Here is a 25724-nt window from a genome sequence, read left to right on the forward strand (position 1 = left end):
CATATTTCGCTGGACTGGACAGGCACGAAAAGGCCGTCCGCGCTTCCGGCCTTTGGCGTTCTGAAATTGGCAAATGTTACGTACCGAGACAGAGGTCAACATGGGTATGCACGCCACGCGTGACGCCGGATTGCATATTTTTTCTCAGCGCTGCTTCTGGCTGTTTGCCGTGCTGCTCGCTCTCATCGGCGCGGTATCGTTTGTTCCTGCGACCGACCATGGCCGTCTGATGGTAAGCGGTGTCAACATGTTGCTCCTTATCGCGACGGTCGCGGCTGTCGGGCGCACGACACTGTCGTTCGCCGTCGGGCTGTTGCTCGCCGTTGCGGCAGTGTGGTTCCAGTATCTCGGTCTCTGGCATGACAGCTACCCTGACCTGGCCTGGTCATGGATGTTCAGCGCCGCACTTTATTTCATGAGCACCGCGTATCTGCTCCGTTATGTTTTCCAGCCAAGGATCATGACGCAGGACAAGCTGTTTGGCGCTGCGGCTACGTATCTCCTGATCGGTGTGCTTTGGGCGTACCTTTACGCGATCGTCGGATTCTTCTATCCGCAGTCGTACATGATCATCGGGCAACCCGGGCGACTGGTCTACGCCGATGCCCTTTACCTGAGCATAACCGTGCTCACCAGCACGGGTTTTGGAGACGTGACGCCGCTCACACGCCAGGCGCGCGGCTTATGCATGATCGAGCAGATAACCGGGGCGTTATTCGTCGCGATCCTCATCGCCCGCCTGGCCGGCGTTTATCCGCCGCGAGAGAGCTACATCGACGACCTGACGCCGTAGGCCGTCAACGATTGCGCCCGCGGGCGCATGCGAATCGACATCTGATCGGAGATAACTGAGGCTTGTCAGCATCCCGGACGGGCGAGAACTGGGCGGATTGTCAGGCTTGAGGGTGCACGACTTTTTGTTTCAGAGGGACGCCATGCGCAAACTCATCATGGGCATTGTCGAATTCCGCGAGAAAATGCTGCCGCGATATGCAGAGCAGTTCAGTAAGCTTGCGCTCGCTCAAACACCTGACGCCCTTTTCATCACATGCTCGGACAGTCGGGTGGTGCCGGACCTGCTCGCGTCGACTCATCCGGGCGACCTTTTTACGATGCGCAATGTCGGCAACCTGATACCGCCAGCGACCGCGGAAGGGGTGTCGACCGGGGACCTCTCCGAGGCAGGCGCGATTGAGTATGCAGTGTTGATCCTGAAAGTCGCAAATATTGTCGTGTGTGGACATTCCGAATGCGGCGCGATGAAAGCCGTCTATGCACGCAGCCCGAAGCTGAAAGCGCCGAACCTCGATAAATGGCTATACCACGCGAACAACGCGGCCTTTCGTCTCGAACACGAAGGCCCGCTCGACGACAGACTCAAGCCGCACGACCAGTTGTCGCAGCTGAATGTCCTCGTGCAAATCGAGCACCTGATGACCTACCCGATCGTCCGCCAGCAGGTCGCCGCCGGCGCGCTGGTATTGAGCGGTTGGTGGTTTGACATCGCGACCGGCGACATGTATGCCTACGAGCGGGGGAGCCGCTCGTTTGAAGTCATTGATCGCGCGCTGGCCGAACGGCTTGCCGCGCGCCTCGCCTCGCGCGCGCGGTGAAAGTAATCACTGTTCCTTTGACGCGCCCCTGGTTTAAGAGGGCATACGCATATCAGGCGTTCGTAGCCGGCGCATGACAATTGTTTGTCGCGATCATTGACGCGGATGCGGTGGCTGCCGTTGACCGAGCCGAACGACGAGATGACTAGAAACTTGGTGGATGGCAATAACGCACAGATGGCCCTTCTGGCTTCCAAAGCTGCCATTGACATTGCCTGAAGCTCAACGGCAGGAGTGGGTCCGGCAGGTGACCTCTGCCGGAGACGGTCATCCGTTGGCCGCGTTCGTGTTGGCGCGCGAACGTCGTGCATCGGTTTACGCTGGGCGCCGCCGAATTGCCTCCCCGCATGCGTTGAAAATATGGGCCGGTCAGGGGCCGTCAGCAATGCTGGCCCGCTCCCTTTGCGATTCGAGGCATCCTGTATCCTCATGCTGACAACAACTGCCTTCATGGTCAGACCGATACAGGCCGTTTGTCTCCGCGAATGGCAACGCCTTGCACCAGCCATGGAACAACCTGAAGTCGAGCCAAAGCTCCTAGCAGATGCCCAAGGCGTGTCTTTTGGCCTCATCAAAGGCCATGCCATCGTCGAGTGCCTCATCACGATCGCAGCACTCGAGGCCATTTCTGGCTTGAACCCCGGGCCAGCGACGCCCGGGTGCTGAAGACCTTCCGGGACGGCTACCGCCGCATTCGCGCAATCGCGCAATCGCCGAGCGGAAGCTGCTCGCCCATCCGAGCGCACGCCTTGAACTGACGCCGGACGATTTCAGATACAGCTAACCAAAGCGCGCGTGGAAGGATGGAAGGATGCGCCCCACGATCCGATGCCTCTGCGCTTCCCAAACAGGACGACGTCGTCGCCTGCCGCGCGCCGACAGCACGACCGCGGCGCTCTGTCGCCGCCGTACGCGTCAAAAACCGCCTGTGACGAGGGGCAGGACGGTGAGATCAGGATGCGTGCCGTCGACGATGCTGCGTCCCACGTGCATGCCTTCGTAAAGGGCGTCGTCCTTGCTGTCGAAATTTTCTTCGCCGTCTGCGTGAAACGGCACCGCATGTCCCGGAATCGTCGGGTCGGCGCCCGGATGACAGACGTAGCCCACATACGTGTAGCGGTTCTCCACCGCGTTGGACGCATTAACTTCGCCCGGCGCATTTTTCACGAATGGCGCCACATGAATCTCGAAGCCCTCGTACTCGACCATTTGCCAAGGTGCGGTTTCGTCGGGCATACCTGCCTCCGTCTTCGTCGCGCATATCAAAAAGTCTAGGTGATTTCATCGCGTAGCGCGCTAATGGACGGCTACGGCAAATCCACTACGGCTTGGATCGCGCCGAGTTGCCTGAGCAGCGTCAGATTGTCTTCGAGATGCGAGTTTCGACGATGCGTCCATCCTTCACGCGACAAAGGTCGTCTAGTTCGAACGTTGCCAGACTAGACCCCAACAGGGCAAGCGGCCACTTGGATCTATACTTGGGCAGTTGGAGACACCCATGGCTAATCACGACAGGCTGCATCCGCTACGTCCGCTCCTGAAGAATTGGGTTTGGGAGCATGGCCGAATCGGTACCCGCTATCTGGACTGCATCGATGGCGAAATCAAGTTTGACGAAGGCAAGAAGTCGCGCTTCGCGGCCGAAGAATACATTTTCGTGCCGCTCGACAAGGATGCTGACGACGATGCGTCTGTGGAGGGTCCTCCGATCCAGGAGGCGGGTCTTGCCCGGTTTTTGAGGGCAGCGCAGTTGGGCAAGCCGGAGGAAGCCGGCTCTATGGTGGAGGTCCAGCGCGCAGTGCAGGACTGCGTGGAACTTGGCCTGTTCAGCTCATATCAGATCGACGCTCAGGAAGCCTCTGCACGCTATGCGCAGGAGCCCATGTTCGACGATGAAATCCGCGCCGCGGTTGTCGACGATATCCGGTGTATCTACGCGGGCGCGCGCGAGCAACTGTCGTTGTACGATTTCAGTGTGCTTTACGGCTTGCCCGCTCCGTTGCTCATCAACGAGGCGCCGTTCATTGACTGGCGCGTGCGCGCTAGTCCGGCCCTTCCGTTCGTCTCGCTTCCTCTTGGACCTTACTGCCTGCTGGTGGGTGCGCCGTCGGGCCGGAGCAGCCGAATTGGCCCGGTGGTCTGGAAGTCCGCTGCCACAATGGGACCGTTGAAGGACCACAACCGCCAAATCGCAGAGCACTCACGTTTGTGGCTGGTGGCGACCACCGATGACCAACTCGTCGCTGTACAAAGCCGCTTGGCTGCGGCCTGGAGCCCCAAGCCGGAGGATGCGAAACCCTGACGAAGTCGGCGGGAAACGCGCGGCCGGCAGTGGCCGAATCATGAGGGCCCAGGCGTTAGCGCGACAACAACCTTGCTGTAAGGAAGGCCCATGAAGAAAGGAAAGACAAAACTTACCCGCCATGATGCTGAGCGCCTTTTCGAGGGATTGCCCGGCGGCAACGTGAGAGCATCGGGCCGGCCCGAGAACCCATTCGAAGCAGGAGCATTCGACGTGGTCGAGCGCGTCGACGACGAAACCAAACTCTGGAAAGACAACCTCATTACGCTTCCGATGGCGATCGAGTTGCCTGTTGGCTACGAGTCGGTGTCTCGCATGCGCGAGGCGATGGTCCGGGCATGGCGCGTGAAGTGGGTGAGGGAAGGTAAAAACGAGGTTGTCACCGAGTTTCCCGAAGGATGGACAGCCGTTCGCCCGGAAAGCGGCCCCATAGAGCTGAGAGATCCGTCTGGCGTGGTCCGCGCCTTATACGGTTGGGCTGCGGATGCTGAACTCAAAATTCTGCCGCGGTATCTTATTGAGTCACAAGCGAACAGTTCAAGCGGACTAGGCAGCCTGCTTGTCCGTGATCGCGGGAACGGTCAGATTCTTGAGCGGTCATCGATCTGGTCCGCTCAGACCGGTACCAATCATCCAGATTGGACCAGGCTGTCAGCGTGGCTCAACTTACGCTATCCACAACATCGCGACCCGCTGCGGTACTGGAACGATTGCGAGGAAAACATCCAGAATTGAGCCGCTTTGGCGGCGCTGTTCCCGAGGCAAAATACTGCACCCGGCTTGACGGAGGCGAAAGCAGGGCTCACCGCTTGATTGCGGCTTCCGCGATCGGCCACCAAGAGACGTTCAGCAAGCCCATCACGTCGACGCTCGAACATCCGCTGCGCCTCAAGAAACGGACTCACACTCGTGGTCATGTGATCGGCGCTCGGACTTCCAAGGCAGCCATGATCATGTGGATGGCGCGATGTCCATCCGCATTGCGAGCACGGGCGGCCTCCGTATTGCGACAGGTCGGGGAAGTGACCCTATCGCCCAGGCAGACGGTGCGGGAAGTAAAGGACCGATAATCTGCGCCCAAGGCCGGGCTCAGCGCCGCTCATGGCAAGCGCCTCAGCGAGCGCGAGCCCATCTGGAGCCCGATTAGCGGAAGCCGTAGACAACGATCTTCTTCCCCTCGAAATTTTCTTGCACAGCTTGCTCGCAATACTGCGGGCACGTTACCGAGCCGTCTCCGCTCGTGCCGGAGACAGTGACCGCCCTGTAAACAACGGATTCGACGAGCGTCCCATCCGCAGCGATGACCATGTTCAGGTCAGTTTCGACACCCGCCGGCACGGCTCCCCCGGCGGTATAAGTGATCTTCATGGTGCCGGTGCAATCGGAGTTCACTGAGTATGTTCCGTTCTGGTTTGGATTGAAGGTTGTCAGGCCCCCTTTCGGCAGCCCGCCGATCATGCCGAAGTCGGTGCGCGTGAAGCCGCCCGTGCCATCGAACGTCACGAGGGCGACGTCATCAAGAATCGACGTGGACGCATAGGGAGCAACTTTATTGTTCGGTCCTATCAATCCGATGATTTCACCGTGACCGGTAAATGCATACGGTCCTCTGAGCGTTGCGTTCGAACAAAGGCCGCGTGAGCCGCCGTGTCCGTCGTGGCCACCCGGACCGTCAGCCTGCGCGGCGCCGCTGAGTAAGAGAAGCGCCACGGCGGTTGCTGACAGAATGCTGAATTGTTTGATCTTCACGATAAGCTCCTTGTCGCCCAGATCGGGCGCGAAACATCACGGCGCACAGGTGTCCATTGCCTGGCAAGATGAGGCGACCGTGCGCCGTGCCGATGTTCAGAGCGAGCACGTACGTGCTGCCTCAAATTCGCATCGCAAGCACGAAGGCGGTGTTCAGTGGTGACTGAACGGACTACTTGACACACGGCTTAGCTCTGCTTGCGGCCAGTTTCCGGACACATCGGCAGATTGCCGGGTAGAAGTCATGGAGTGCCCCGCCTCTCCTTTCGGCGTATCTGCAACGCCTCCGACGTCCTGGGCAGCCGGTTCGGCTTGCGACGTTGCCATCTTGTCCTGCGCCCACGACGGCACCGTGACGAGGGCGACAAGCGTGCAAGCGGCAGCAATTCGGATTGTCCTCATGTCCATTTACTCCTGCAAAGGTGAACTGCACGGTCAGAGCATGACTGGCCTCGAAGGCGGTCCCGGACGGCTGCTCTTCAGCACAGGAGGCCTCGTGCCGGCATCGCTATGGCCATGCTGCGACTGGACCGCGAACAGAACCATCGACGGTATCTGAAGAAATCGTTAACTCTTGCGGGCAACGGGGAAATCGGGCTCGAAAGAACAGGTTCAGTTTCTGATGCAGCGCGATACAAAGACACAGTCGGTGAGTTATCGATGACGCGATCGGCACGACGCTGAACCGACTTCCGTTGACCAGTACATGAAGACGCTCGAATGGCCACACGCATAGCAGAGGCGAGCGGCCGAAATTGGCCGCGTTGAGCCGAACACTTCAAGGGTCAGGCCGGCCCTTCGCATAGGGCGGTCGGGGAGACGCGTCACCGGAACGTCGCCCTTGGCCCAGTGCGGCGGACGGGGCGTCCGCCGGTGGCATGCGATAGCCATCCTGATAGCCGATACGCTTTTGCACCTCCCTGAACCGTCCCATCGATCGATAGCGATGAAACCATGCGCTCGTGCGAGTTCACACAGGCGCGGCGAATGCTCGGCAAGTGCCACACCGAGCCAATGGAACATCTCGTCCTGCTGGCCGAGCCTCGCGTAAATCTCGGCGAACAGGAACGGGGACGTATAGCTCCGCTGACGCCGCGCCATCAGGTCCTGCAAATACCATTGCAGGACCTTCGCATAACCGCCCGAATCCCACACGGTTCGAATCGTCGATGCCCGTGTGAATTCGTTGCAGCGCGTGAGCGCATCGATCGTGGCTTCGACGGCTTCTTCGTATTGCCCGCGAACCTCGAAGGCGGTTGCCAGCAACTGATAGATCAGCGGCGACCGGTTGCCATGCCCAGCCTTAAGATATTCCCCGATGACTTCGTCGTATCTGCCCGACTGTACGAGACCGAGCAGCCGCGAGCCTTCGAAGCCGAGCGGGTCGACCTTTTCGGCGAGCTCGAACTGCGCCCGTCCTTCGGCTTCTCGTCCGAGCACGATCAGAAGCCTCGCGTACAGGCGGCTCGTTTCGGCATGGCTCGGATTGAGCCGCAACGCTTCGAGAAATTCCTCCTCGGCCCGGCGCCAGTCCCAGTCGTAGAAGTAGTGCACGCCGGCGAGCGCCTGATGGGCCTCGGGCAGGTTCGGATCGAGTTCGAGTGCTCGCAATGCCGCCTCGCGTGCCTTCGGATAGCCTTGCGACGGCGCATAGAATCCGTGCGTCGCGGTCGATCCGAAAATGTTCGACAGGCCGACGTAGCCGAGCGCATAAGTCGGGTCGAGGTTGACGGCGGTTTCAAAGTAGCCATGCGCGCGAATGAAGTCTTCGTCGCTCAATCCGTGGTGGGCAGCGAACCCCGCGTCGAAGTGAACTCGCCGGGTCCAGTAGTAGCGCCCGCGCAGATATGCATCGTGCGCCGACGGATCGATGGGCAGGCGCCTCGCCAGCCGGTGCTGCTGTTGCTCCGCGAGCGCCGGGGACACCTCTTGAGCTAACGCGGCGCCCACTTCTTTCTGAATATCAAGCGCGCCTCTTGCGATCGGTTCATGCACGCGGCTCCAGATCTGGACCTTATCAAAAGAGCGTATCAGTTGCGCCAGAATGCGGATTCTTGCGCCCTCACGCGTCAGCGCGCCCTCGAGCACATAATCGACGGTTAGCTCATGCGCGATCTCGGAGATGCTCTTTTCCGACCGGCGATAGCGTGCAGCGGTCGTCCTGGCGATGACCAGAATCTGTTCCGGGTGGAGAATGCCGATGTTGGCCGAAGTCTCGTCTGCGAGGCCCGTGACGCGATGCCATCAGCATCAGCAGTTCCATTGGCAGCCGCTCGAGTCGCACCATCTCGCCGCCGCGACGCAATTCGTAGAGCGGCAGCCCGGGATTCCAGTGAGCATTTGAAGCGGCGATGTGAGCGGCAAGGGGAGTGAGGCCGAGCGAGGCAGCCAATCCGAGGTTCATGGCGGTCGCGAGGCCGCTGAATCTGACGTCGACGGGAAACATTTCGGCGATTGCGCACGCATAGACTCCGTTTGCCAGTGAAGTCACCGTACCGGCCAGGATGAACCAGGCGGTCAGGTTCACGTGATAACGGGCGGCCGCGATGAAGAAGATCGGCGTAAGCAGAGCCGACAGGACGGCCCCCGCTCTTAACACGTAGTATCGCGGCAACAGGTCGCCAACATAGGACGTGATGAGAATGCAAGCCGCGACAGCAATCAGATACAGGGTCTGCGCGCTCGCAATTTCCCGTGCTTCGTAGTGAAGTCCTTGCAGATAACTTGGCATGAATCCGATGAACATGCCACTCGATGCACCCACCAGGGAGCACGCGGCAACACCCGTGGCGACCGGCTTGAGATGGCTGCGAAACAGCACGGCCAGCGGTTCACGGTGTCGAGCGCCGATGGCCTGCGCGTACTCATCGGTTTCCGCAAGCGTACGGCGCAGCGCGAAACTCAACAGGCCAACCATGCCGCCAATAAGGAAGCCGATGCGCCATCCCGAGGCGCTGATCCGGTCGGCGGTGAGCATGCTTTGCACCACCATGTTCACGGTCGTGGCCAGCAGGCCAAAATGTGCCTCTACTAACAACCAAGGCCTTGCGCGGCAACGGTTTCATGGAAGTAGTCTGTGTCGCGCTATTATCGCCACCTTAGCGGAATTAGCGCACTAGCCAACCGTATTAGCACGACCGACCCGCAGTCTTCGAATGACGCAGTTGCACCAGCGCACCATGTTGTGCAACGAAAAATCAAAAACATACGCAAATAACCCATTCGCAGAATAGATGGGCGTCGTTAGCGCAGAAATAGTGAACCTCAGCATCTGGCGTGGCAGTCCGCTGATCAGCAGTTTCACGTGCGCGACACGGCCGGGGCTATTCAGCTATTCATGATGCTGACGCCGCCATCGACGAAGATCGTGTTGCCCGTCATGCGCCGGGCGTACGGCGTCGCGAGAAACGCGCAGGTGTAGCCGACGTCCATGATGTCCACGAGTTCGCCGATCGGCGCACGCGCGGCCGCTTCGTTGAGCAGCAGGTCGAAGTCCTTGAGCCCGGACGCGGCGCGCGTCTTCAACGGCCCCGGCGAGATCGGATGCACGCGGATGCGCTTCGGTCCGAGTTCATGCGCGAGATAGCGGCACGACGCTTCGAGCGCCGCCTTCACCGGCCCCATCAGATCGTAATTGGGCACGACGCGCGAGGCACCCAGATAGCTCATCGCGAACATCGAGCCGCCGTCGTCCATCAGCGGAGCGGCGAGCCGTGCCATGCGGATGAACGAATGGCATGAGATGTCCATCGCCAGCGAGAAGCCTTCGGCGGAACTGTTGAGAAGGCCGCCTTGCAGGTCGACCTTCGGCGCGAAGGCGATCGAATGCACGGCGACGTCGAGCCTTCCCCAGCGCTCGCGAATCGTATCGAACACCGCTTCGAGTTCGCCGGGCTTCGAGACGTCGAGCGGCAGCAGCATCGATGCGCCGAGTTCTTCCGCGAGCGGTTCGACGTAGCTCTTCGCCTTGTCGTTGAGATAGGTCACGGCGAGTTCCGCGCCAAGCTCGCGGAATGCGCGCGCGCAGCCGTAGGCGATCGAATACTCGTTGGCGATGCCGACGATCAGTACCTTGCGTTGCGAGAACGGCTGCGCGGTAAGCGGGTCCATGCTCATGCCTCCAGTTGGTCGAGCGTGTGGCGGGCGATCATCAGTTCCTCATTGGTCGGAATGACCCAGACTTCGACGGCGCTTTCGGCTGTGCTGATGAGCGGTCCGCGCTTCGCGTTCGCATCCGCATCGAGCGATACGCCGAGCCACGCCGCCGCGCGGCACACGCGCTCGCGCACGGGCGCCGCAAATTCGCCGATGCCCGCCGTGAACACGATTGCATCGAGCCCGCCCAGCGCAGCCGTCAGGGAACCGAGTTCGCGCGATATCCGGTAGCAGAACAGGTCGACAGCTTCTGCCGCGGCGGCTTCGTCGCTCGCGAGCAGCGCGCGCATGTCACTCGATATCCCGGAGACGCCGAGCAGGCCCGAGCGCTTGTACAGCAGCGTCTCGATTGCGTGGGTATCCATGTGCGCCTGCTGCATCATCCACAGCACGACGCCGGGATCGAGGGTGCCCGAGCGCGTGCCCATGACGAGCCCTTCGACGGCGGTGAAGCCCATTGTGCTTGCGATGCTCCTGCCGCCGTCGAGCGCCGTCATGCTCGCGCCGTTGCCGAGATGCAGCACGACCGTCTTGCCGCGTGCGGCTCGCTGGCTGTATTGCGGCAACGCGCTCGCGATGAACTCGTAAGAGAGTCCATGAAAGCCGTAGCGCCGCACGCCCTGGCTGGTGATGTCGGGCGGAAGCGCATAGCGTGTCGCGACGGCCGGCTGCGTGTGGTGGTACGCGGTGTCGAAGCAGGCGATCTGCGGCACATCCGGTTTGCGCGCCTCGGTCGAGCGGATTGCCGCGAGGTTGTGCGGCTGATGCAGCGGCGCAAGCGGAACGAACGCTTCGAGTTCGCCCATCACCTTCGCATCGATGCGAACCGGCGCGGAATAGCGGTCACCGCCATGCACCACGCGATGTCCGACGGCGAGCAGCTTCTCTTCGCCCGCATGCGCGCGCAGCCAGTCGAGCAGGAACGCGATCGCGTTGTCGTGGCCGAGACTTTCATCGGCTAGCCAGCCCCTGTCTTCGATGACTTCGCCGTTCTGCCGCTTCGCGTGAAAGTGCGGCTTCGTGTACAGCTCTTCGAGCTTGCCTCCCGCGATCGGATCAAGCGCGCCGCCGCTCACCGAGAACGCATGAAACTTGATGCTGGACGAGCCGGAGTTGATGACCATAACGACGTCCATGCGATTCCCCCTACCCGATGCCGGTGGCAGCTTTCTCGCGCCGCGCGAGCGCGACGAGCGAAGCGACCGCGCACGATGCGAGCCGCGTGAGCACCGAATCGGCGCGGCTCGTCAGGATGATCGGCACTTTCGCGCCGAGCACGATGCCTGCGGCGTCCGCGTGCGCGAGGAACGACAGGCTCTTCGCCAGCAGATTGCCGGCTTCGAGGTCCGGCACCACGAGCACATTCGCGTGTCCCGCGACCGGCGACGAAATGCCCTTGATTTTGGCGGCTTCCTCGCTGATCGCGTTGTCGAGGGCGAGCGGGCCGTCCAGAATACCGCCCGTGATCTGCCGCCGGTCGGCCATCTTGCAGAGCGCGGCGGCGTCGAGCGTCGAAGGGACTTTCGAATTGACCGTTTCCATCGCCGAGAGGATCGCGACCCGCGCTTCGGGGAAACGCAATGCGTGCACGAGGTCGATGGCGTTCTGCACGATGTCGCGCTTCTCGTCGAGCGTCGGCGAGATGTTGACGGCCGCATCGGTGATGATGAGCGCGTCCTCGCGGCCGGGCACGTCCATCACGAAGCAGTGGCTCACGCGGCGCTCGGTGCGTAGGCCCGTCGCGCGCGAGACCACTGCGCCCATCAGTTCGTCGGTGTGCAGCGAGCCTTTCATCAGCGCCTCGGCACGTCCTTCGTGCACGAGCTGCACGGCGGCGGCTGCGGCCGCGTGACTGTGCGGCGCGTCCACGACGGTCAGGTCGCCGAGATCGAGGTTGCCTTCCCTTGCGGCCGCTTCGATCTTCTCGCGCGGCCCAACGAGGATCGGCGCGATTAGCCCGAGGCGCGCCGCCTCGATCACCGCCCACAGCGAATCGTGATCGCATGGATGCGCGACGGCGGTCGGCGTTGGCGGCAGTGTCGCGGCGAACGCGACGAGTCGCTCGTACTTCTCACGCCTGTGTTCCATGTCATGTGCCCTCGATTTACAGTGTTGCCCGCGCGCGGCGGGGCACGTCACTCGATCTGCTGGCGCGTTCCGGAACGCCGCGTCGGCTTCGCCGTCGCTTCCGATGCCGACTCGAAAATCGACAGCACGCGCACAAGGTCGGCGCGTTCGTGGTCATCGAGCGGGAGTGTCGTGGTGAGCTCGCCGATGCGACGCGCGGCGTCGCGGATGTCGGCCGGCGCGGCGTTCGCCAGCATGCCGGGCAGCGCGTCGATGGCGGCGTCGGTGTCAAGCCGCAGCAGCGCCACCTGTTCGCGCACGACATCCTTGAACGCCAGGATGCCGCGATCGGAGAGCGTGCCGAGCATCTCGCGCGCGAGATTGAAACGGCGCTCGTCTGCCTCGCCATGCGTGCGCCGCATGAACAGCAACGCGCGCACGCTCGCTTCGAGGAGGCCGCCCTTCGTCATGTCCTCGCGCAGGTGCTCGTGCACCGCGGCGATCGACGCGCTGCGTTCTTCCGAATCGCCCGGCTCGGTCAATTGGGCAGCGGCTTCGTCGTCGCCTCGCGGAGGAAGGCCCGCCATCGCCTGCAGCCACGGCATGCCGTAGACCGCTTCGAACATCTGTTCGACGGCTGTATCGCGCGTATCGCGATAGAAGTCGAGCGACGCTTCGATCGCATCCGACATCGCGTTCTGCATCTGCCAGAACGGATTGTCTGTGGCGACGCTCGTGCGCGCTTGCTTCACGTCCTCGGCCAAACGCGCGACGCTCGATGCAAACGGATTGCGGTCCGACCACGATTCATAGGGCACGCGCAGCGAATGAAAGCGGTTCGCGAGGTCGGCGCCCCACGGCGTCACGGACGCATGCACCCACGGCTGCACGAAGCTGCGGTACAGGCCGAGATTGAAGTTGGACACGTAAGCCGCTGTCGCGAAGCGGCGGTCGCTTTCCGGATCCGGCTGCACGATCGCGCGTACGTCGTCGATACTGCGCCGCGAAATCGACAGCACGTGCTCGCCCTCAACGAGTTCGGCGTGCGGCGTGGCGTCGGTCCGCTTTCCCATATGCGCTTCATACAGGCCCGAGGGCAGCAGGTCGATGAGGTCGACGTTGCTCACGAACTCGCGATGCTCCTTCTTGCCCGTGCTGCTCGACACGAAGATGCCGAGATGCCCGATGCTGTCGTGCGTCGCATAGACGATGGTCTGGTCGTGGCCGAAGAGATCGGCGTCGTCGCGATACAGGTCGGTGATCCAGCCGAGCGCCTGCGGCGGCGGCGTAATGTTGTCGCCATAAGAACAGAACACGACGATGGGCGAGCGGATATTGCGCAGATCCAGGCGGATACCGTCCGACGTGACGATCTCGCCCTTGACGAGCCGGTTGCCGACGAACAGGTTGTCGACGATGAACTGCATCTCGGCCGCGTTGAGGAACACGTGACCGCCCCAGTATTTTTCGAAGCCGAGATAGCGTGATGCCTCGGTGTCGACGTTCGCGTAGAGGTTGTATTGCTTCTGCCAGAGCGTGTTGGCCGGGTTCAGGTTTTCGAAGTTCTGCACGAGCCAGGCGCCGTCGAAGCGGCCGTCGCCAAGATCGCCCGTGAGCGCGGTGAGCCACGAGCCGCCGAGCGTCCCGCCGGAGTAGCGCATCGGATTCTTGCCGCGCCAGCCCGCCCAGTATGACACCGGCGCACCCGCGACGATGATCGGCCCAAACAGCTCGGGGCGCATGGCGGCCGTCATCAGCACCTGCCAGCCGGCCTGGCAGTTGCCGATCACGGCGGGCTTGCCGGGGCTGTCCGGATGCAGTTCGATCACTTTTTCGAGGAAGGTGGCTTCGGCGCGCATCACGTCTTCGACGGTCTGGCCGGGCATGGGATCGGGCAGGAAGCCGACGAAGTAGCACGGATGGCCCGCCCGCAAGGCGGCGCCGATTTCGCTGTCGCGCTTGAAGCCGCCGATGCCCGGGCCGTGCCCGGCGCGCGGGTCAAAGACGATGAACGGACGCAGCCGGCCCGGATCGTGCGCGCCGATGGCGTCGCGGTCGGGCTTCAGATCGTCGGGGGCGGCGATGCGAACGAGGCCGTAGTTGACGGGGCGCGGCAGCGTGCGCCCATCGACGACCAGCTCGGTGCCGAAATCAAGCACGTTCGGTGCGCGTTCCAGCAAGTGGGCCTGATACTGGTTGCCGCGCTCGCGCATCACGTCGGAGAAGAGGATGCCTCGCTGCCAGGCGTCGACGATGTAATCGATGGCGGCCTGCGCCGGGGCGAACCCGCTGGGAAAGGGTGTCGCGGGAGGATTGACGGGAACCGATGCCGGACTGGACTGATTCATGATCGCTTCGAACTCCATCGGAGAGTCGGCGCCGCCGTCGTTATCGCACGGTTTCGTGCGGAAGGACAGTCGACGTGAAACCAGGGCGAGGCGCATCGCGCCTTGTGAGAGACGCGGTGTCGATCAAGATCAGCGATAAATATGGCAATAGCGTGACGCGGCGTGTAGGGCGCGGCGAACTCTGCAACCATCTCGCGAAAGCGGCCCGGCGCGGTTCTTGTTGCATTGCGTCAGCCGAATCAGTGTAGACGGAGACGACTGCTGAGGCAAATCGAAAAGACCTATGATCGCTGACGCGGTGTGAATCGCCGCGGAACAAGGTCGTCAGGACGCGGCGCGGCAGACTTCTTGTCCATGATCCGTCCACCCGCCCGTTCTTACTTACTTCAAGAACGGCGCACGAACTGAGCCAGGCATGACGCGTCGATCCTCACGCGCCCGCACTCCATAGTGACTATGGTCTTTCAAGCAATTCGGTCGTTGCCAGGGCCATGAGAAGCGATGCCTGAAGCCAACGGCGGCTCCGCCTAATTGCTCTGGAAGACGGCGCGATGATGCCGTCAACCAACGGGGAATGTCACGGCCTCCGTTTCCACCAGCGCGCGAATACGTGAACGCGGCCGAAAGTTCGACCGCCCGTCTCAGCGCATAGCGAAAATAGCCTTGGAAGTTCTGGAAAGTCGCCGCGGCGATCTATCAGGCCGGTGCAGAAGTATTTGTAGGAAGTCCTCATGCGACGCTCTCGACGGAAGCCACGTCGGCCAGGTCCAGACGCTGGCATAGCACGAACTGACGAGAGACACTGCGGATCGCTTTGCCGTCGTCTTTGCGGAAGCGGGCAATAGTCTTGAAGTCCGGCGCAAGGCGGCCCGTGAGTCACATCGGTTCAACGTTGCGCTGGGCCTCACATTCAAGGCGACGGCTAGATTGAATACGGTTCAGGTAACCGTAGATGTAGATGTTGAGCATCACCTCCGGATGATACGAAGGCCGACCCGTTGGCGCTGGCTCAACACCTTCAAACCCGAGCTTCCGAAGATCGAGCTCATCTATGAAAATATCGACTACGCGCACGGGCTTGGTGTCCGTCACGTACTCGTCCCGCTGGATGGGGGCATGAACGGGATGGCAGTGCTGCTTAGAACCGGGTCAGCATGCCGACCGCACCCATCACCTGGTTGCTCGTCGCCGAAGCGCCGCCCGCGTTGTACATCACTGCGTGGTTATTGCTACCGATTGCATGCTGATACATTGCTTCAGCGTACACTTCGGTGCGCTTCGACAGCGAGTAGCGCGTAATCGCATTCACATGGTTCCACTTCGGATCGGCACCGACCTTCGCCACACCGTTCAGGTGAGCGTCCGTGTATGTATCCATCACGCCGACCGAGAGCGCCGGCGTCAGTGCGTACTTTAGGTTCAGTTCGTAGTTGTCGAAGTGAGCCGAACCGCTCGACACGCCGAATGCGCTCGTATTCTGAAACTGGCTGTGCGTGTAGACGAAGTTGGCCGATGCCGGGCCGAACGTATACCCAACGCCTGCACCGACCGTGCGCTGCACATCCGCCGTCAGGTTGCCGCCACCCGCGGTCGACCTGAACTCGCTCGGATCAGACGCAACGTTCTGATTTGCTGCTCCTGCAGCGGTACTCGCCGCCGCCGAGCCGTTGATCTGAAGGTAGGCCGCTGCGGCGGTATCTGGTGAGGGGTAGTCGGCAGCCGCATGGGAACACATCTGGCTAAATATAGTTGTCCGGCTTAATCCACGCAAAAACTTAACTTGTCGGGTTCCGTGGCGCGCCAACCCTAGGTTGCGCTTTGCGACCGCGTTCGGCCAAAAGCATAGGTAATTGGGCGGTCAAGAAGGTGGTCGGACGCTCCTAAAATCGCAGAACCAACTGTGCGAAGGAGGCTGTGATGACTTACTACACTGGGCTGGATGTGTCGCTGCGTTCCGTCTCGATTTGTATCGTTGATGGCCAGGGCCAGGTAGTGTATGAAATGAAGGTCCCGGCAGAGGTGAGCGCGATTGCAAAGGCGATTCGTTCGTTCAGCTCCGACGTTTCGACGGTTGGATTCGAAGCCGGCACATTGACGCAGTACCTGACGTATGGGCTGCAGCAGGCAGGATTCGACGTGGTCTGCCTGGAAGCCCGTCAGGTCAACGCAGCATTGAGCGCGATGCGCAATAAAACGGATCGTAACGACGCCAGAGGCATTGCAAGGATCCTGCGCACTGGCTGGTATAGCCGCGTCCATGTGAAGAGTATCGAGAGTCACCATATCCGCGCACTGCTCTCAAGCCGCAAGGCCGTTCTGAAAAAATGTGTCGATCTCGAGAACGAACTGCGCGGCTTGCTCAAGGTCTTCGGAATCAGGCTCGCGATAAAAGTCCCGCACGGTGCGTATGACAGTGTGGTGCGCCCACTTATAGAGGCTGATGCATTGCTTGTCAGGGCCCTTCTTCCGCTGCTTGAAGCGCGTCAGGTGCTCTACCGGACTTTCCTCAAGCTTGATAACGAAGTCAAGGCCATTGTCAGGACCGATCCGGTCTGCCAGCGGCTCATGACCGTACCCGGTGTCGGCGTCATTACTGCGCTGACCTTCAAGGCGGCAGTTGATGACCCGAGCCGCTTCAAGTCTTCACGAACAGTTGCGGCCCATTTCGGGTTGACGCCACGGCGCTACCAGTCAGGCGAAATGGACAATCCGGGGCGAATCTCGAAGGCTGGTGACCCTGATGTGCGCTGCGCGCTTTACACCGCCGCGCATGCGCTGGTCTCCCGAAGCGCCTCCTGGTGCACGCTCAAGGCGTGGGGCAAGCGACTGGAAAAGAGTCGTGGGCATCGCCGGGCCGTTGTCGCCGTCGCCCGCAAACTTGCCGTTATTCTGCACAGGATGTGGATCGACGGATCTGACTTCCGCTGGGGCTCAATGGAGGCGACGGCATGATGCAAACCGCTTACCAACATTGATCCCACTGGGAGCGTCCGAAGCGTGGACGATGGTCTGGAAGAAGCCGCAACTGACTGCTGCGCCCCGAGCGCGCCCAAAAGCGAGGCTCTCCATGCCTGTCCGACCAATGCGTGCAGCGTGCCGTGATTGATGAGCCGACTGCGGAAAGAAGCGTGACCCGCGCAAACGACGTTTCCGAAACCGAACCATCGGAGATCGACCCTTGACATCACCGCCCAATTAAAGAAGCAATCAATCGAAATCCGTCTCTGAATCGTCGACCATTTCTCGTCGATATTCGTAACTTGTTCCGGTCAAGCCCAACATAACGCGTCCGATTCAATGCCTGGCAGATCCGGGACGATGGCGCGCCCGCCGACATTGATGTAGATGCGCGGCGCACGGAGGCGTTCGCCACTCACTACAAGTGTCTCCTTGCGAATCGAAGCGCGCGGCGCCTTGTAGCACCGTGCACCCCTCATGCCGCGCAGCCAGCTCTCGACGACCGGGATTGCGGCAGCGATCGTCAGAGGCGCCAGCTTACAAAGGCAAGTCCTTGCCTGCCTGCTCACTAACCATGTACTCCGCATACCAGTCCGGCCAATTCTCATCGCGTTGGCCGCCCGTCCGCTTCTCGTGCTCGCCGTGCGCCGCCTCCGCCCGCCGGAGCGCCGCCGCAAGGTCCGCTGTAGAGGTGAAGGTCGTGCCGTCTGCGTCCAGGCGACCGGGCGCTCGCTGTGTGAGTTCCTGGAACAGCCAGCCATTGCCGTCCGGATCGCTAAACGAGGCGAACGAGCGGTAGCTGCGATGCTCGGGGTCCGGACCGCTAATCCTGATCCGCCCGAACAGATAGGGATCATCCGAGCCGGCGTACGCGCCAGCGGCATCGTGGAACACTCCGCTGATCTCCAACCCGCGTCCCAGCAGTTCCTTGCGAGCCGCCTCGACGTCGGAGACGATCAGGTACAGTCCCTGCGCTGAGCCGGGTGCGGCCGCTGTGACGTTCTTGCCGAAAATGACCGAGCACCCGGAGCCGGGCGGCGTGAACTGGACTACGCGGAAGTAGCCATCGTCGGAGGCATAGTCGGCGTCAAGCCTCCACCCCAAGCCGTCATAAAAGCGCTTGGCGCGATCAACGTCGGAAACAGGGATGACGATGACCTCGAGCTTCATGTCCACGCCCCGCACGTTGGGGGTACCGACTGCAGCGCTGCTCATGTGAACCTCCCATTGCTTAGGCCGCAACGCGACCTTCGCGATCGACGACAGCAACTCTTGACGAAGAGAGCTGGATGAAATTTGCTGGGCAGGATCGGATCCGGTCCAGCACAGCAAGCACGCCGGACCGGTGTTCGGCGCGGGCGCCGTTTGGGAATTCGGCAGAGGCCAGCGTCGACGGACACGCAAGGCGCCCCTGCGCTGGCAACGCCCGCGATCGTAGACCTGAGTGATATCGTAGGTCGGTTTAATTAAAAGATCCTCTCGGCGTGACGCTACCGGTCGGATTTGGAACGGACCTCGGCCGTGGTCCTCGAAAGGCGATGGTCAAAAGCCTCATGACTTCTCGTGGCAGAGCGCGAAAGACGAGATGTTTCCTATCGCAGCATGTCTTCGAAGAAACAGCCTCTGCCTCGAAATAGGGCGCAGCCGGCGTCCCTTGCGTCGGTAAATTGTTTTGCTGGCAGGCGGCCTGCTTCGTCCCGCAGCCGGGGTTCAGTTAAGAAATTCCTACCGGACGCGCGTAAATAAACGCTTCGATTAAATCCGCGGTCCTCGTGAATGACTGGTTCCTGGAATCAGGTCTGTCTCTTGTTGGTCGAAAGTACGCATCCATCGAAGACCATAGCAGCCGTTCGCGGTTGTTTTCGGCGAACGACCGGTCTGCAGCAGTGAGCGGGCATATCAGCGTCGATACACGAACGTCGGCTCAGGCCGAATGGACTTGTCGTCATTCCGAAAGACATGGACACCCTGGAAGCTGGCGTTAACCTCTCGTGAGTACCACAGGGTGTTGAGGGTCGCGAGGCGCCTGTTAGATTGATATTCCCTTTGTCTCGTCTAAGTTTCAGGCGCTTAGCGGTTGTTTGAACGGCTGTGCGTCAGCTCGCCGACCAAGCGTGGATTCCGCTCGACGCTGGAGCGACGCCTTGCGCTTTTCTTCAACGGTCGCGATGAAGTCGGACAGTTCTCGCTCCATGGCTGAATCTTTGGCACCCGGTTTCCACGTCGCGGCACCGTGCCGGCGGCGCGTGGTCCTAGCCAGCGCTAGTGCTGACATCGCGGCCTTCGCACATTCATATTCGACCTGACCGCAAAGGTCCATCGGCTCGCCGAACTCCCCAAATGCCTCCACGTACTCTCGGGCAGCGTGCACTGTAGCCGGGTACTCACGCAGCTCGGAGATAACTCGGCGGCTCAGGACGTGCCACTGCAGCTTGTCCGGATAGGCAAAAGCAGGGATGGACACGCCCTTGCTGGCTTCGCGGCTGATAGGGCCGACCGGCTCCGCTGCCGCCCAAACGGCCTTATGCATCATTGTCCGACAGGTTCGAGCGTAGCTTTCCAGCGATAACGCCAACTCCAGTGCAGTGTCGCGCCGCTGACGCCTGCGCTCCCGCGCATCCCGCGCCGAAATCCACGCTAGCGTTACGACAGAGCCAACTGCCGCTGACGCTAGCGCCAAAGTCATCGGAGCGTTCCAGCTAAGTCGCTGGAGATATTCAAGCCATTCCTGTCGCATACGAAGCGCCTCGGAGAAAGAGGTGCACAGTGTATAAGCAATCGTTTGCGGGAGTATTCAGCGCAAAAAATGCGGTGTGCATTTTCCCCACAAACGCTTCGATCGGGCGACGCCCATCTTGACAGATCGGGCCGAACCCTCGCACTCGTCCACCCACCATGGGAGGGGCCATCAAAAGTTTGACGCTGCTTTACTTCTTAAGCGGACGGGGCGGCGGCATTGGACCGAACGGCGGCAACGAGTCCGCCTGTCGCCGCTCATGGCAAGAGCCGTTCGATTGCCAGACGATCGACAAGGTTCGGCCAGGAGCCGCCTTTCGCCATCACCATCACTCGGCCGTTTGAACGCCTGCTTCGCCCCGGACAGCGGACCTCGAAGTTCCAATTCAGTCAGACAGGCTACCGCTGTGGACCAAGTGCTTACGAAGAACGCGCTGGTCTGACGAACGGCCACTTTCCAAATATCGATCGGAAGTAATGTACGCCAAGCCTCCGTCTCCAGCGACGTTGCCAATGCCAGATCGAACATACGGGCGCGCATGTTCTGATGCCCTTCCATTGGCAGTTCACGCAAGGACCTTCGGCGCTGAGTTTCTGCTCATTCATTAGCGCGATGGCGGATGGGCGGTGAGCGCGTCGAAGGCTCTCTTATGTGGGCGGCAGAATTCGCGCCCACTTTGATGACAGTCAGGTTACTGCTTTGTACCGAGGAATAAACGCCAGCATTCGCAGGTGTTTGAAGCTCGGCATGCATGGCCGTGCCACTGACCAACGCGACGCCCGATGCAGAGGGTGTGGGGATACGCGCACGAGCCAGCTCGGAACTTGATCGTCACGTCGTACACGTTACCCCAGGCGTGGGGCTTGATGGACCCGGTGAAGGCGCAACCAGTCCCGGTCCCTGTGATTGAGCCATTGGCATCAGCCGTGATCGTGACGCTAGGAAGTGCTCGTTAACGACAGTAGCGAACACTCCGCGTAGCTGGGTCGAACTGGGCCGGTCGTCGTCCGGCCCAGTTGGGCCACAACAGGTCATACGACGTGCCGGCGCGGATCGTCGACACCCGGTGAGACGCCGCAGATGCCGAACATGTCAGCGGCGTCCCCGTAGATGGCGCCGGCTGACGCGGCGCGGTCAACTGGGTGCACGCCGCGGCTTCTCAGTCGCGCTTACTGGCCCAGTTGCCAGCGCAGGATAGGGTGGGTCGCGCCGGCCGGCATGACCCACGCGCCCGTTGGACTGAAGTCCCACGATGCGTCAAAACTTGTTGGGTTACTCATTTGGGCAGTTGTGAGGCCGTTTGACGGGGGCAGTTGGGCGCCGGTCCCGGCGCTGACGGTTCGGGTCGTCGCCTGTTTGTCCCAGTAGACGTTCGTTGCGATCGTCGCGTTGGCGGCTGGCAAGTTATAGGCTGCGATGCCGCCGAAACTGGTGAAACTATCGGGCGGGCTGCAGCAATAGCCTTGAACCAGCCCCGCCGCAAACGACTGCTCGATCACGCCGGAATTGGCGTAAACCAGTCCTCCAGCGCTAAACGGCTGGTAGGTTACGCCCGTCGCGTAGGATTGCGACACGGTACCTGAGTTAGAGCCGACCAATCCGCCCGCGGCCCCATGGATCCCTCCGCTGACACTCCCGGTCGCATAGGATTGCAGAATGGTTCCGTAGTTCGCGCCAACGAGGCCGCCAAGCGTCCCGGCGCTACCAACCCCTGCGCTGCTCGAGGATCGTTCGATCAGACCGTCATTGCGCCCCACCAGTCCGCCGAGCGGGGAGCCCTCGAACGAGGGGGATCCCCTCGAGCCACTCGTGTAAGTGTAGGTGATCAAGCCCAGGTTTTGCCCGGCCAGAATCCCGTACGGGACATTGTCGTAGTTATATCCGGTGAGGTCGCTGTTCGTCATGCCAACATTGCGCACGACGCCCCTGGGGCCGATGACGCCGAACAGGCCGAACGCGAGGGCGTGTGAGGGCGAGTAAAACTCTTTCTGGCTGAAATGATCGATGACATGACCCATGCCGTCGAACTGACCCGAGAACGGGGTTGCTGCGCTGCCAAGCGACGCAAAGTCGACGCCGGAGGAGGAGGGCGGGTAAGTTGATAGAATCGTCGCACTCGCGTCAATATCCTTGCCGAGCGCGTAATTGCCGGCAAGATCGAGCGATATGTTCTGCAAATCGGCCACCGAATTGACCAGCTTGTAGCCGGTCACTTGCGTCACGAGACCGCTATAAGGCGCGGCCGTCCACGCGCTATTCGCGAGGATCGTGCCCGGGTTGTAGCTGCCGTTCATGTCGTACAGCGCGCTGACGGTGCCGGTACTGCGCGACCAGTCGATCGTGCCGTAATTGGTCACGCTGCCGGTGTTGTCGACGCCCGAAGCGTCGGCGCGCAGCGTCAGATTACCCGCGCCGTCGTTCGCGATCGTCGTGCCGGTCGTGACGGAGACATGGCGATATGCCGCAAGCGTGAGCGACGCCGGGCCCTGCCAGCGCAGGCTCGAAGCGATGCCCAGGTCGCCCGTTGCGCCGTTGCCGCCCGTGGTCGTGACATCGACCGAGGTGCCTGCGCTCAGGCTGCGCTGCAACGTCCGTGCGGCGGCGTCATCAATGGACCACTCAGGAGTCGATACATTCCACTGGCCCGCGTGAACCGCGGCGTGCCTGCCGAACGCCAGCTGCGCCGCCTGCGTGTCGACCGTGCCGCCGCTGCCGTCGGCATTCGTTGCTGCGATCCTGCCTTGTTGCCTGACGAGGCCGCTGTCCGCGATGAGCCAGACGTGGCCATCGCGCGTTGCCGTGCCCGTTGCGCGGATGCGCATGCCGCCGCCCGCGAGCGCGTAGACGTTCCCGTCGGCAGCCTGAAGACTGACCTGCGCGGCCTTGATGCGCCCCTCATTGACGACGGTGCCGTGACTGCCTGCCTGCACGAATACCTGCCTGCTGCTGGCCGAGTCCTGCAACAGCACCGTCTCTCCCGCCGCCAGTTCGACCGTGCCGCTGGGCGCTTTTACCGTGCCCGCGTTGATGACTGCCTGACGCGCGATGAGGAACACATCGCCGCCGCTCGAACTGATTCTGCCGAGGTTGATCACGCTCGCGTCCGACGTGCCCGACAGCGTCAGTGCATCGCCGCCTTTGATGAAGGCGTCGTTGCAGATATCCAGGGTGGACGCGACGAAACGTCCGCCCGTGCTAACCACGCCCGAGGGCCCCACGAGGATGCCTTGCGGATTGATCAGGTAGAGGCTGCCGGTGGCGGTGAGCTTGCCAAGGATCGATGACGGATCGCCGCCCGTTACACGGTTCAGCGTCGCGCCCGACCCGTTGTTGAAGGCGACGGTGTTGCCGTTACCAATCGAGAAGCTGTGCCAGTCAATCACGCCGCGGGACGAGGACTGGTCGATCGTCAGCGAAGTGGTGCCGCTCGTCATCGCGCCCTGGCCCCGGACGAAGGCGCCGCCCTGCGGCAGTGGTCCGGCCGCTTGGGCCATCGGCACGCACCACGCGGCGAGCGCGAACTGCACCCATAGCGCAAGCGGCAGCGGGCGCAGGACACGCTTCCATGCCGAAGGCCGGGACCGAGGCGCGATGCGTGCCGCGCCGGCATACGCCAGCGTAAAGGTCGGCCCGTTGCGCGGGGGTAGCGGCGACTGGATCGCCAGTCTGATTGAACGACGCGACATAATCCCTCCCGAAACGTGGTTCGTGGAAAGTCGTTGTCGCGGAACGCAGTTTGTTGCGACCAGGCAAGGCGCGAAAGCCGCCATACCGCACAACACAGCCTAATGGTAGCAGCGCGTTTCGAAAGACCAACCGGTATTCGCGCATCCCCCGGTGCTTGCTGGTACATCTTCAAGCGGGGACGTGTGTCGGTCGCCGCGGCGGCAGGAACGGCAGTTCCACCCTCGAAAGCTGCCGTTCAGCTAGTGCGGGATCCAACGGCCGGATCGGGTCGGGTCCTGCCTTATCCATGAGAGCCGCGCCGAGGGGGATCAATGCGCCCGGTCCTCAGGCGCTGGTCGGCCATGAAGCGACGTTCGACGCTCCGGCCAAGATCGTCAACAATATCGCAGCATGCCGATACGGAATCGCAGTGCCGAAAATTGCGGGTCTCCACGGTCCATTGACGTAACCTATCGTTTTCGCGCCCTCTCATGCGCGACTGGAGCGATCGTGTGACGACAACCGAAATGGTCAAGCTGTACGGAGCCGCATGGAGTGTGTACGTGCGGGTCGCTCGGCTGGCTCTGGAAGAGAAGCAGATCAAATACAGCTTGGTTGAGGTAGATGTATTCGCAGAGACCGGCGTTCCACAGGAGCACTTGAAGCGTCACCCGTTCGGTCGCATTCCGGCCTTCCAGCATGGTGATTTCCATCTTTACGAGACGGGCGCCATCGTTCGCTACATCGACGACGCTTTCCCCGGGTGCAAACTGCAGCCGACAAGTCCGAAAGCTCGCGCCAAGGTAAACCAGATTGTTGGAATACTGGATGCCTATGCGTATCGAACGCTTGTTTGGAACATATACGTTGAACGCGTGGTTTCAGCTCGCCAAGGCCGGTTAGCAAATGAGAAGACGATCGCCGCCGCCCTGCCGCGTGCCGCTGTATGTTTATCTGAGCTGACCCGGCTGTCCGACGACCGGGGGTTCCTGATCGGTGACAAGGCGACACTTGCTGACCTGTACGCTGCCCCGATGTTTGCGTACTTCATGCAAACCCCCGAAGCGGCGTTGCTGATGGAAGGGCACGAAAAGCTGATCCATTGGTGGCACCGATTTGCGACTCGCGACAGCATGTTGCGAACACGGCCGTGAGCGACGATCGTCAAGTCATGGCCAATTTGAGCCGTTCGTGGTTGAGCCTGAATCGGTGACCATCTTGAGATCGCCATTGACAGCTACGCTCTAGAACGGCAATCTCCAGTCATGAACTACGACGCGCGCAATTTCATGATGTGCACCATGACCTCCACTGGCGAGTCGTGGGAATCGTGACGTTCATACATCCATAGATTTCCTCAACGGCCCCGCCAGTCATGACGGGGCCGTGTCTTTGCAACTGCTCCGTTTTGTATTGGCTCAAATAGGAGCGGTTGCATGCAGGACAAAGTATGTGTTTCCGAGCTTCTGAGTCTTATCGACGCCTGGTCTTGGCCGATCGCGCCGAGGAGCTCCCCATGCTAACGATACGCAAGGCTACCAGCGGCGACGTGCTTGATGCGTGGGATATTCGCAGGACTTCGGTGCTCGCTGCGTGTGCTGAACATTATCCAAAAGCATCCCTGTTGGCGTGGGTTGATGGCTCACCGACTGACAAATGGGCCAGCGTTGTCGAACGCGACTTTTACGTAGTCGTCGATGAAGGACTGATCGTTGGCACAGGGATGCTTACCGCCGCAAGCGGGCAGGTAGATGCCATCTTCGTCCGGCCGTCTCACATGGGGCGCGGTATTGGACGCAAGATGCTGTACTCGCTCGAAGCGTTGGCTCGCGATCACGGGGTTGCCTCGATGCGGCTCGATGCCACGCTGAACGCGGCACCGTTTTATCGTTGTTGTGGTTGGTCAGGGGATTCGATTTCGACGTATCGAACGTCCCGCGGACTGGAATTGGCTTGCGTGCCGATGACTAAGCGTGTTGCCCTGCCGTAGCTTCGATCCCACGCCGACTGCTGCCGCTCGCAGTCGGAGAAACAAGATGCGGAATGGCCGCAATTGGGAACGCAGACCGTCGTGGGTCGACTAGAAGCAGGCCCCGCCGCGCGAGGCTGTGGAGATCGCCGCGCAGGCC

General features: G+C 61.4%; 20 protein-coding genes and 2 pseudogenes. 9 read left to right on the forward strand and 13 right to left on the reverse strand.

Annotated features, from left to right (window positions below; translation table 11 throughout):
• Positions 1-100: 100 nt before the first annotated feature.
• The 3 genes and pseudogenes from JMY24_RS34840 to JMY24_RS38820 all read left to right on the forward strand — a co-directional run bounded on the left by JMY24_RS34840 (position 101) and on the right by JMY24_RS38820 (position 2397).
• Positions 101-793: a potassium channel family protein gene (locus JMY24_RS34840; RefSeq protein ID WP_201703790.1), complete on the forward strand. Its 693-nt coding sequence runs from the start codon at positions 101-103 to the stop codon at positions 791-793.
• Positions 794-935: 142 nt separating this feature from the next.
• Positions 936-1613, forward strand: a complete 678-nt coding sequence (locus JMY24_RS34845; protein ID WP_128598447.1) for a carbonic anhydrase — start codon at positions 936-938, stop codon at positions 1611-1613.
• 507 nt (positions 1614-2120) lie between these two features.
• Positions 2121-2397 (forward strand): annotated as a pseudogene (locus JMY24_RS38820) (DUF1488 family protein).
• Positions 2398-2528: 131 nt separating this feature from the next.
• Here JMY24_RS38820 and JMY24_RS34850 read toward each other — a convergent pair.
• Positions 2529-2849, reverse strand: a complete 321-nt coding sequence (locus JMY24_RS34850; protein WP_201703792.1) for a hypothetical protein — start codon at positions 2847-2849, stop codon at positions 2529-2531.
• A 262-nt stretch (positions 2850-3111) separates the two neighbouring features.
• On the opposite strand from JMY24_RS34850, the gene JMY24_RS34855 reads away from it, so the two are divergent.
• Both JMY24_RS34855 and JMY24_RS34860 read left to right on the forward strand, forming a co-directional pair.
• A complete protein-coding gene (locus JMY24_RS34855) occupies positions 3112-3915 on the forward strand; it encodes a hypothetical protein (RefSeq protein ID WP_201703793.1) in 804 nt (267 codons plus the stop codon).
• Positions 3916-4005: 90 nt separating this feature from the next.
• Complete coding sequence (locus JMY24_RS34860; RefSeq protein WP_128598593.1) at positions 4006-4650, forward strand: hypothetical protein; 645 nt, start codon at positions 4006-4008, stop codon at positions 4648-4650.
• Positions 4651-5058: 408 nt separating this feature from the next.
• On the opposite strand, the gene JMY24_RS34865 is transcribed toward JMY24_RS34860, so the two are convergent.
• The gene (locus JMY24_RS34865; protein ID WP_128598594.1) at positions 5059-5664 is read right to left on the reverse strand and encodes a hypothetical protein; all 606 of its coding nucleotides are present in this window, start codon (positions 5662-5664) and stop codon (positions 5059-5061) included.
• Between the two features lie 400 nt (positions 5665-6064).
• Here JMY24_RS34865 and JMY24_RS34870 point away from each other — a divergent pair, with 400 nt between their 5' ends.
• Positions 6065-6223 carry a hypothetical protein gene (locus JMY24_RS34870; RefSeq protein WP_164853880.1) on the forward strand — a complete coding sequence of 53 codons (159 nt, stop codon included), beginning with the start codon at positions 6065-6067 and terminating at the stop codon, positions 6221-6223.
• Positions 6224-6318: 95 nt separating this feature from the next.
• On the opposite strand, the gene JMY24_RS34875 is transcribed toward JMY24_RS34870, so the two are convergent.
• The 8 genes and pseudogenes from JMY24_RS34875 to JMY24_RS34910 all read right to left on the reverse strand — a co-directional run bounded on the left by JMY24_RS34875 (position 6319) and on the right by JMY24_RS34910 (position 15969).
• Positions 6319-7659 (reverse strand): tetratricopeptide repeat protein, encoded by a 1341-nt coding sequence (locus tag JMY24_RS34875; protein WP_193425448.1) that lies wholly within the window; start codon positions 7657-7659, stop codon positions 6319-6321.
• 109 nt (positions 7660-7768) lie between these two features.
• A complete protein-coding gene (locus tag JMY24_RS34880) occupies positions 7769-8641 on the reverse strand; it encodes an MFS transporter (protein ID WP_193425451.1) in 873 nt (290 codons plus the stop codon).
• A gap of 350 nt (positions 8642-8991) precedes the next feature.
• Positions 8992-9774: an enoyl-ACP reductase FabI gene (fabI, locus tag JMY24_RS34885; protein WP_128598595.1), complete on the reverse strand. Its 783-nt coding sequence runs from the start codon at positions 9772-9774 to the stop codon at positions 8992-8994.
• 2 nt (positions 9775-9776) lie between these two features.
• Positions 9777-10955: an acetate/propionate family kinase gene (locus tag JMY24_RS34890; RefSeq protein ID WP_128598596.1), complete on the reverse strand. Its 1179-nt coding sequence runs from the start codon at positions 10953-10955 to the stop codon at positions 9777-9779.
• Between the two features lie 10 nt (positions 10956-10965).
• Entirely contained in the window at positions 10966-11907 is a 942-nt protein-coding gene (locus JMY24_RS34895) for a phosphate acetyltransferase (protein WP_236597672.1), read from the reverse strand.
• Positions 11908-11954: 47 nt separating this feature from the next.
• Positions 11955-14234 carry a DUF3141 domain-containing protein gene (locus tag JMY24_RS34900; protein ID WP_201703797.1) on the reverse strand — a complete coding sequence of 760 codons (2280 nt, stop codon included), beginning with the start codon at positions 14232-14234 and terminating at the stop codon, positions 11955-11957.
• A 756-nt stretch (positions 14235-14990) separates the two neighbouring features.
• A pseudogene (locus JMY24_RS34905) lies at positions 14991-15344 on the reverse strand (transposase); the annotation flags it as partial.
• 28 nt (positions 15345-15372) lie between these two features.
• Positions 15373-15969, reverse strand: coding sequence for a porin (locus JMY24_RS34910; RefSeq protein ID WP_128598324.1), 597 nt, complete (start codon positions 15967-15969; stop codon positions 15373-15375).
• A 182-nt stretch (positions 15970-16151) separates the two neighbouring features.
• Here JMY24_RS34910 and JMY24_RS34915 point away from each other — a divergent pair, with 182 nt between their 5' ends.
• Positions 16152-17186: an IS110 family RNA-guided transposase gene (locus JMY24_RS34915; RefSeq protein ID WP_201703799.1), complete on the forward strand. Its 1035-nt coding sequence runs from the start codon at positions 16152-16154 to the stop codon at positions 17184-17186.
• Between the two features lie 543 nt (positions 17187-17729).
• Here JMY24_RS34915 and JMY24_RS34920 read toward each other — a convergent pair.
• From JMY24_RS34920 to JMY24_RS34930, 3 genes are all read right to left on the reverse strand, one after another.
• On the reverse strand, positions 17730-18407 hold the full coding sequence (locus JMY24_RS34920) for a VOC family protein (RefSeq protein WP_128598323.1): 678 nt from the start codon (positions 18405-18407) through the stop codon (positions 17730-17732).
• Positions 18408-19254: 847 nt separating this feature from the next.
• The gene (locus tag JMY24_RS34925) at positions 19255-19725 is read right to left on the reverse strand and encodes a hypothetical protein (RefSeq protein WP_236597673.1); all 471 of its coding nucleotides are present in this window, start codon (positions 19723-19725) and stop codon (positions 19255-19257) included.
• Between the two features lie 1373 nt (positions 19726-21098).
• Positions 21099-23423, reverse strand: a complete 2325-nt coding sequence (locus tag JMY24_RS34930; RefSeq protein WP_201703807.1) for a two-partner secretion domain-containing protein — start codon at positions 23421-23423, stop codon at positions 21099-21101.
• A gap of 684 nt (positions 23424-24107) precedes the next feature.
• Here JMY24_RS34930 and JMY24_RS34935 point away from each other — a divergent pair.
• Positions 24108-24749 (forward strand): glutathione S-transferase family protein, encoded by a 642-nt coding sequence (locus JMY24_RS34935; RefSeq protein WP_236597674.1) that lies wholly within the window; start codon positions 24108-24110, stop codon positions 24747-24749.
• 362 nt (positions 24750-25111) lie between these two features.
• Positions 25112-25585 carry a GNAT family N-acetyltransferase gene (locus JMY24_RS34940; protein ID WP_128598652.1) on the forward strand — a complete coding sequence of 158 codons (474 nt, stop codon included), beginning with the start codon at positions 25112-25114 and terminating at the stop codon, positions 25583-25585.
• Positions 25586-25724 lie beyond the last annotated feature (139 nt).

It is taken from the genome of Paraburkholderia kirstenboschensis, assembly GCF_904848585.1.
Lineage (GTDB): Bacteria > Pseudomonadota > Gammaproteobacteria > Burkholderiales > Burkholderiaceae > Paraburkholderia > Paraburkholderia kirstenboschensis.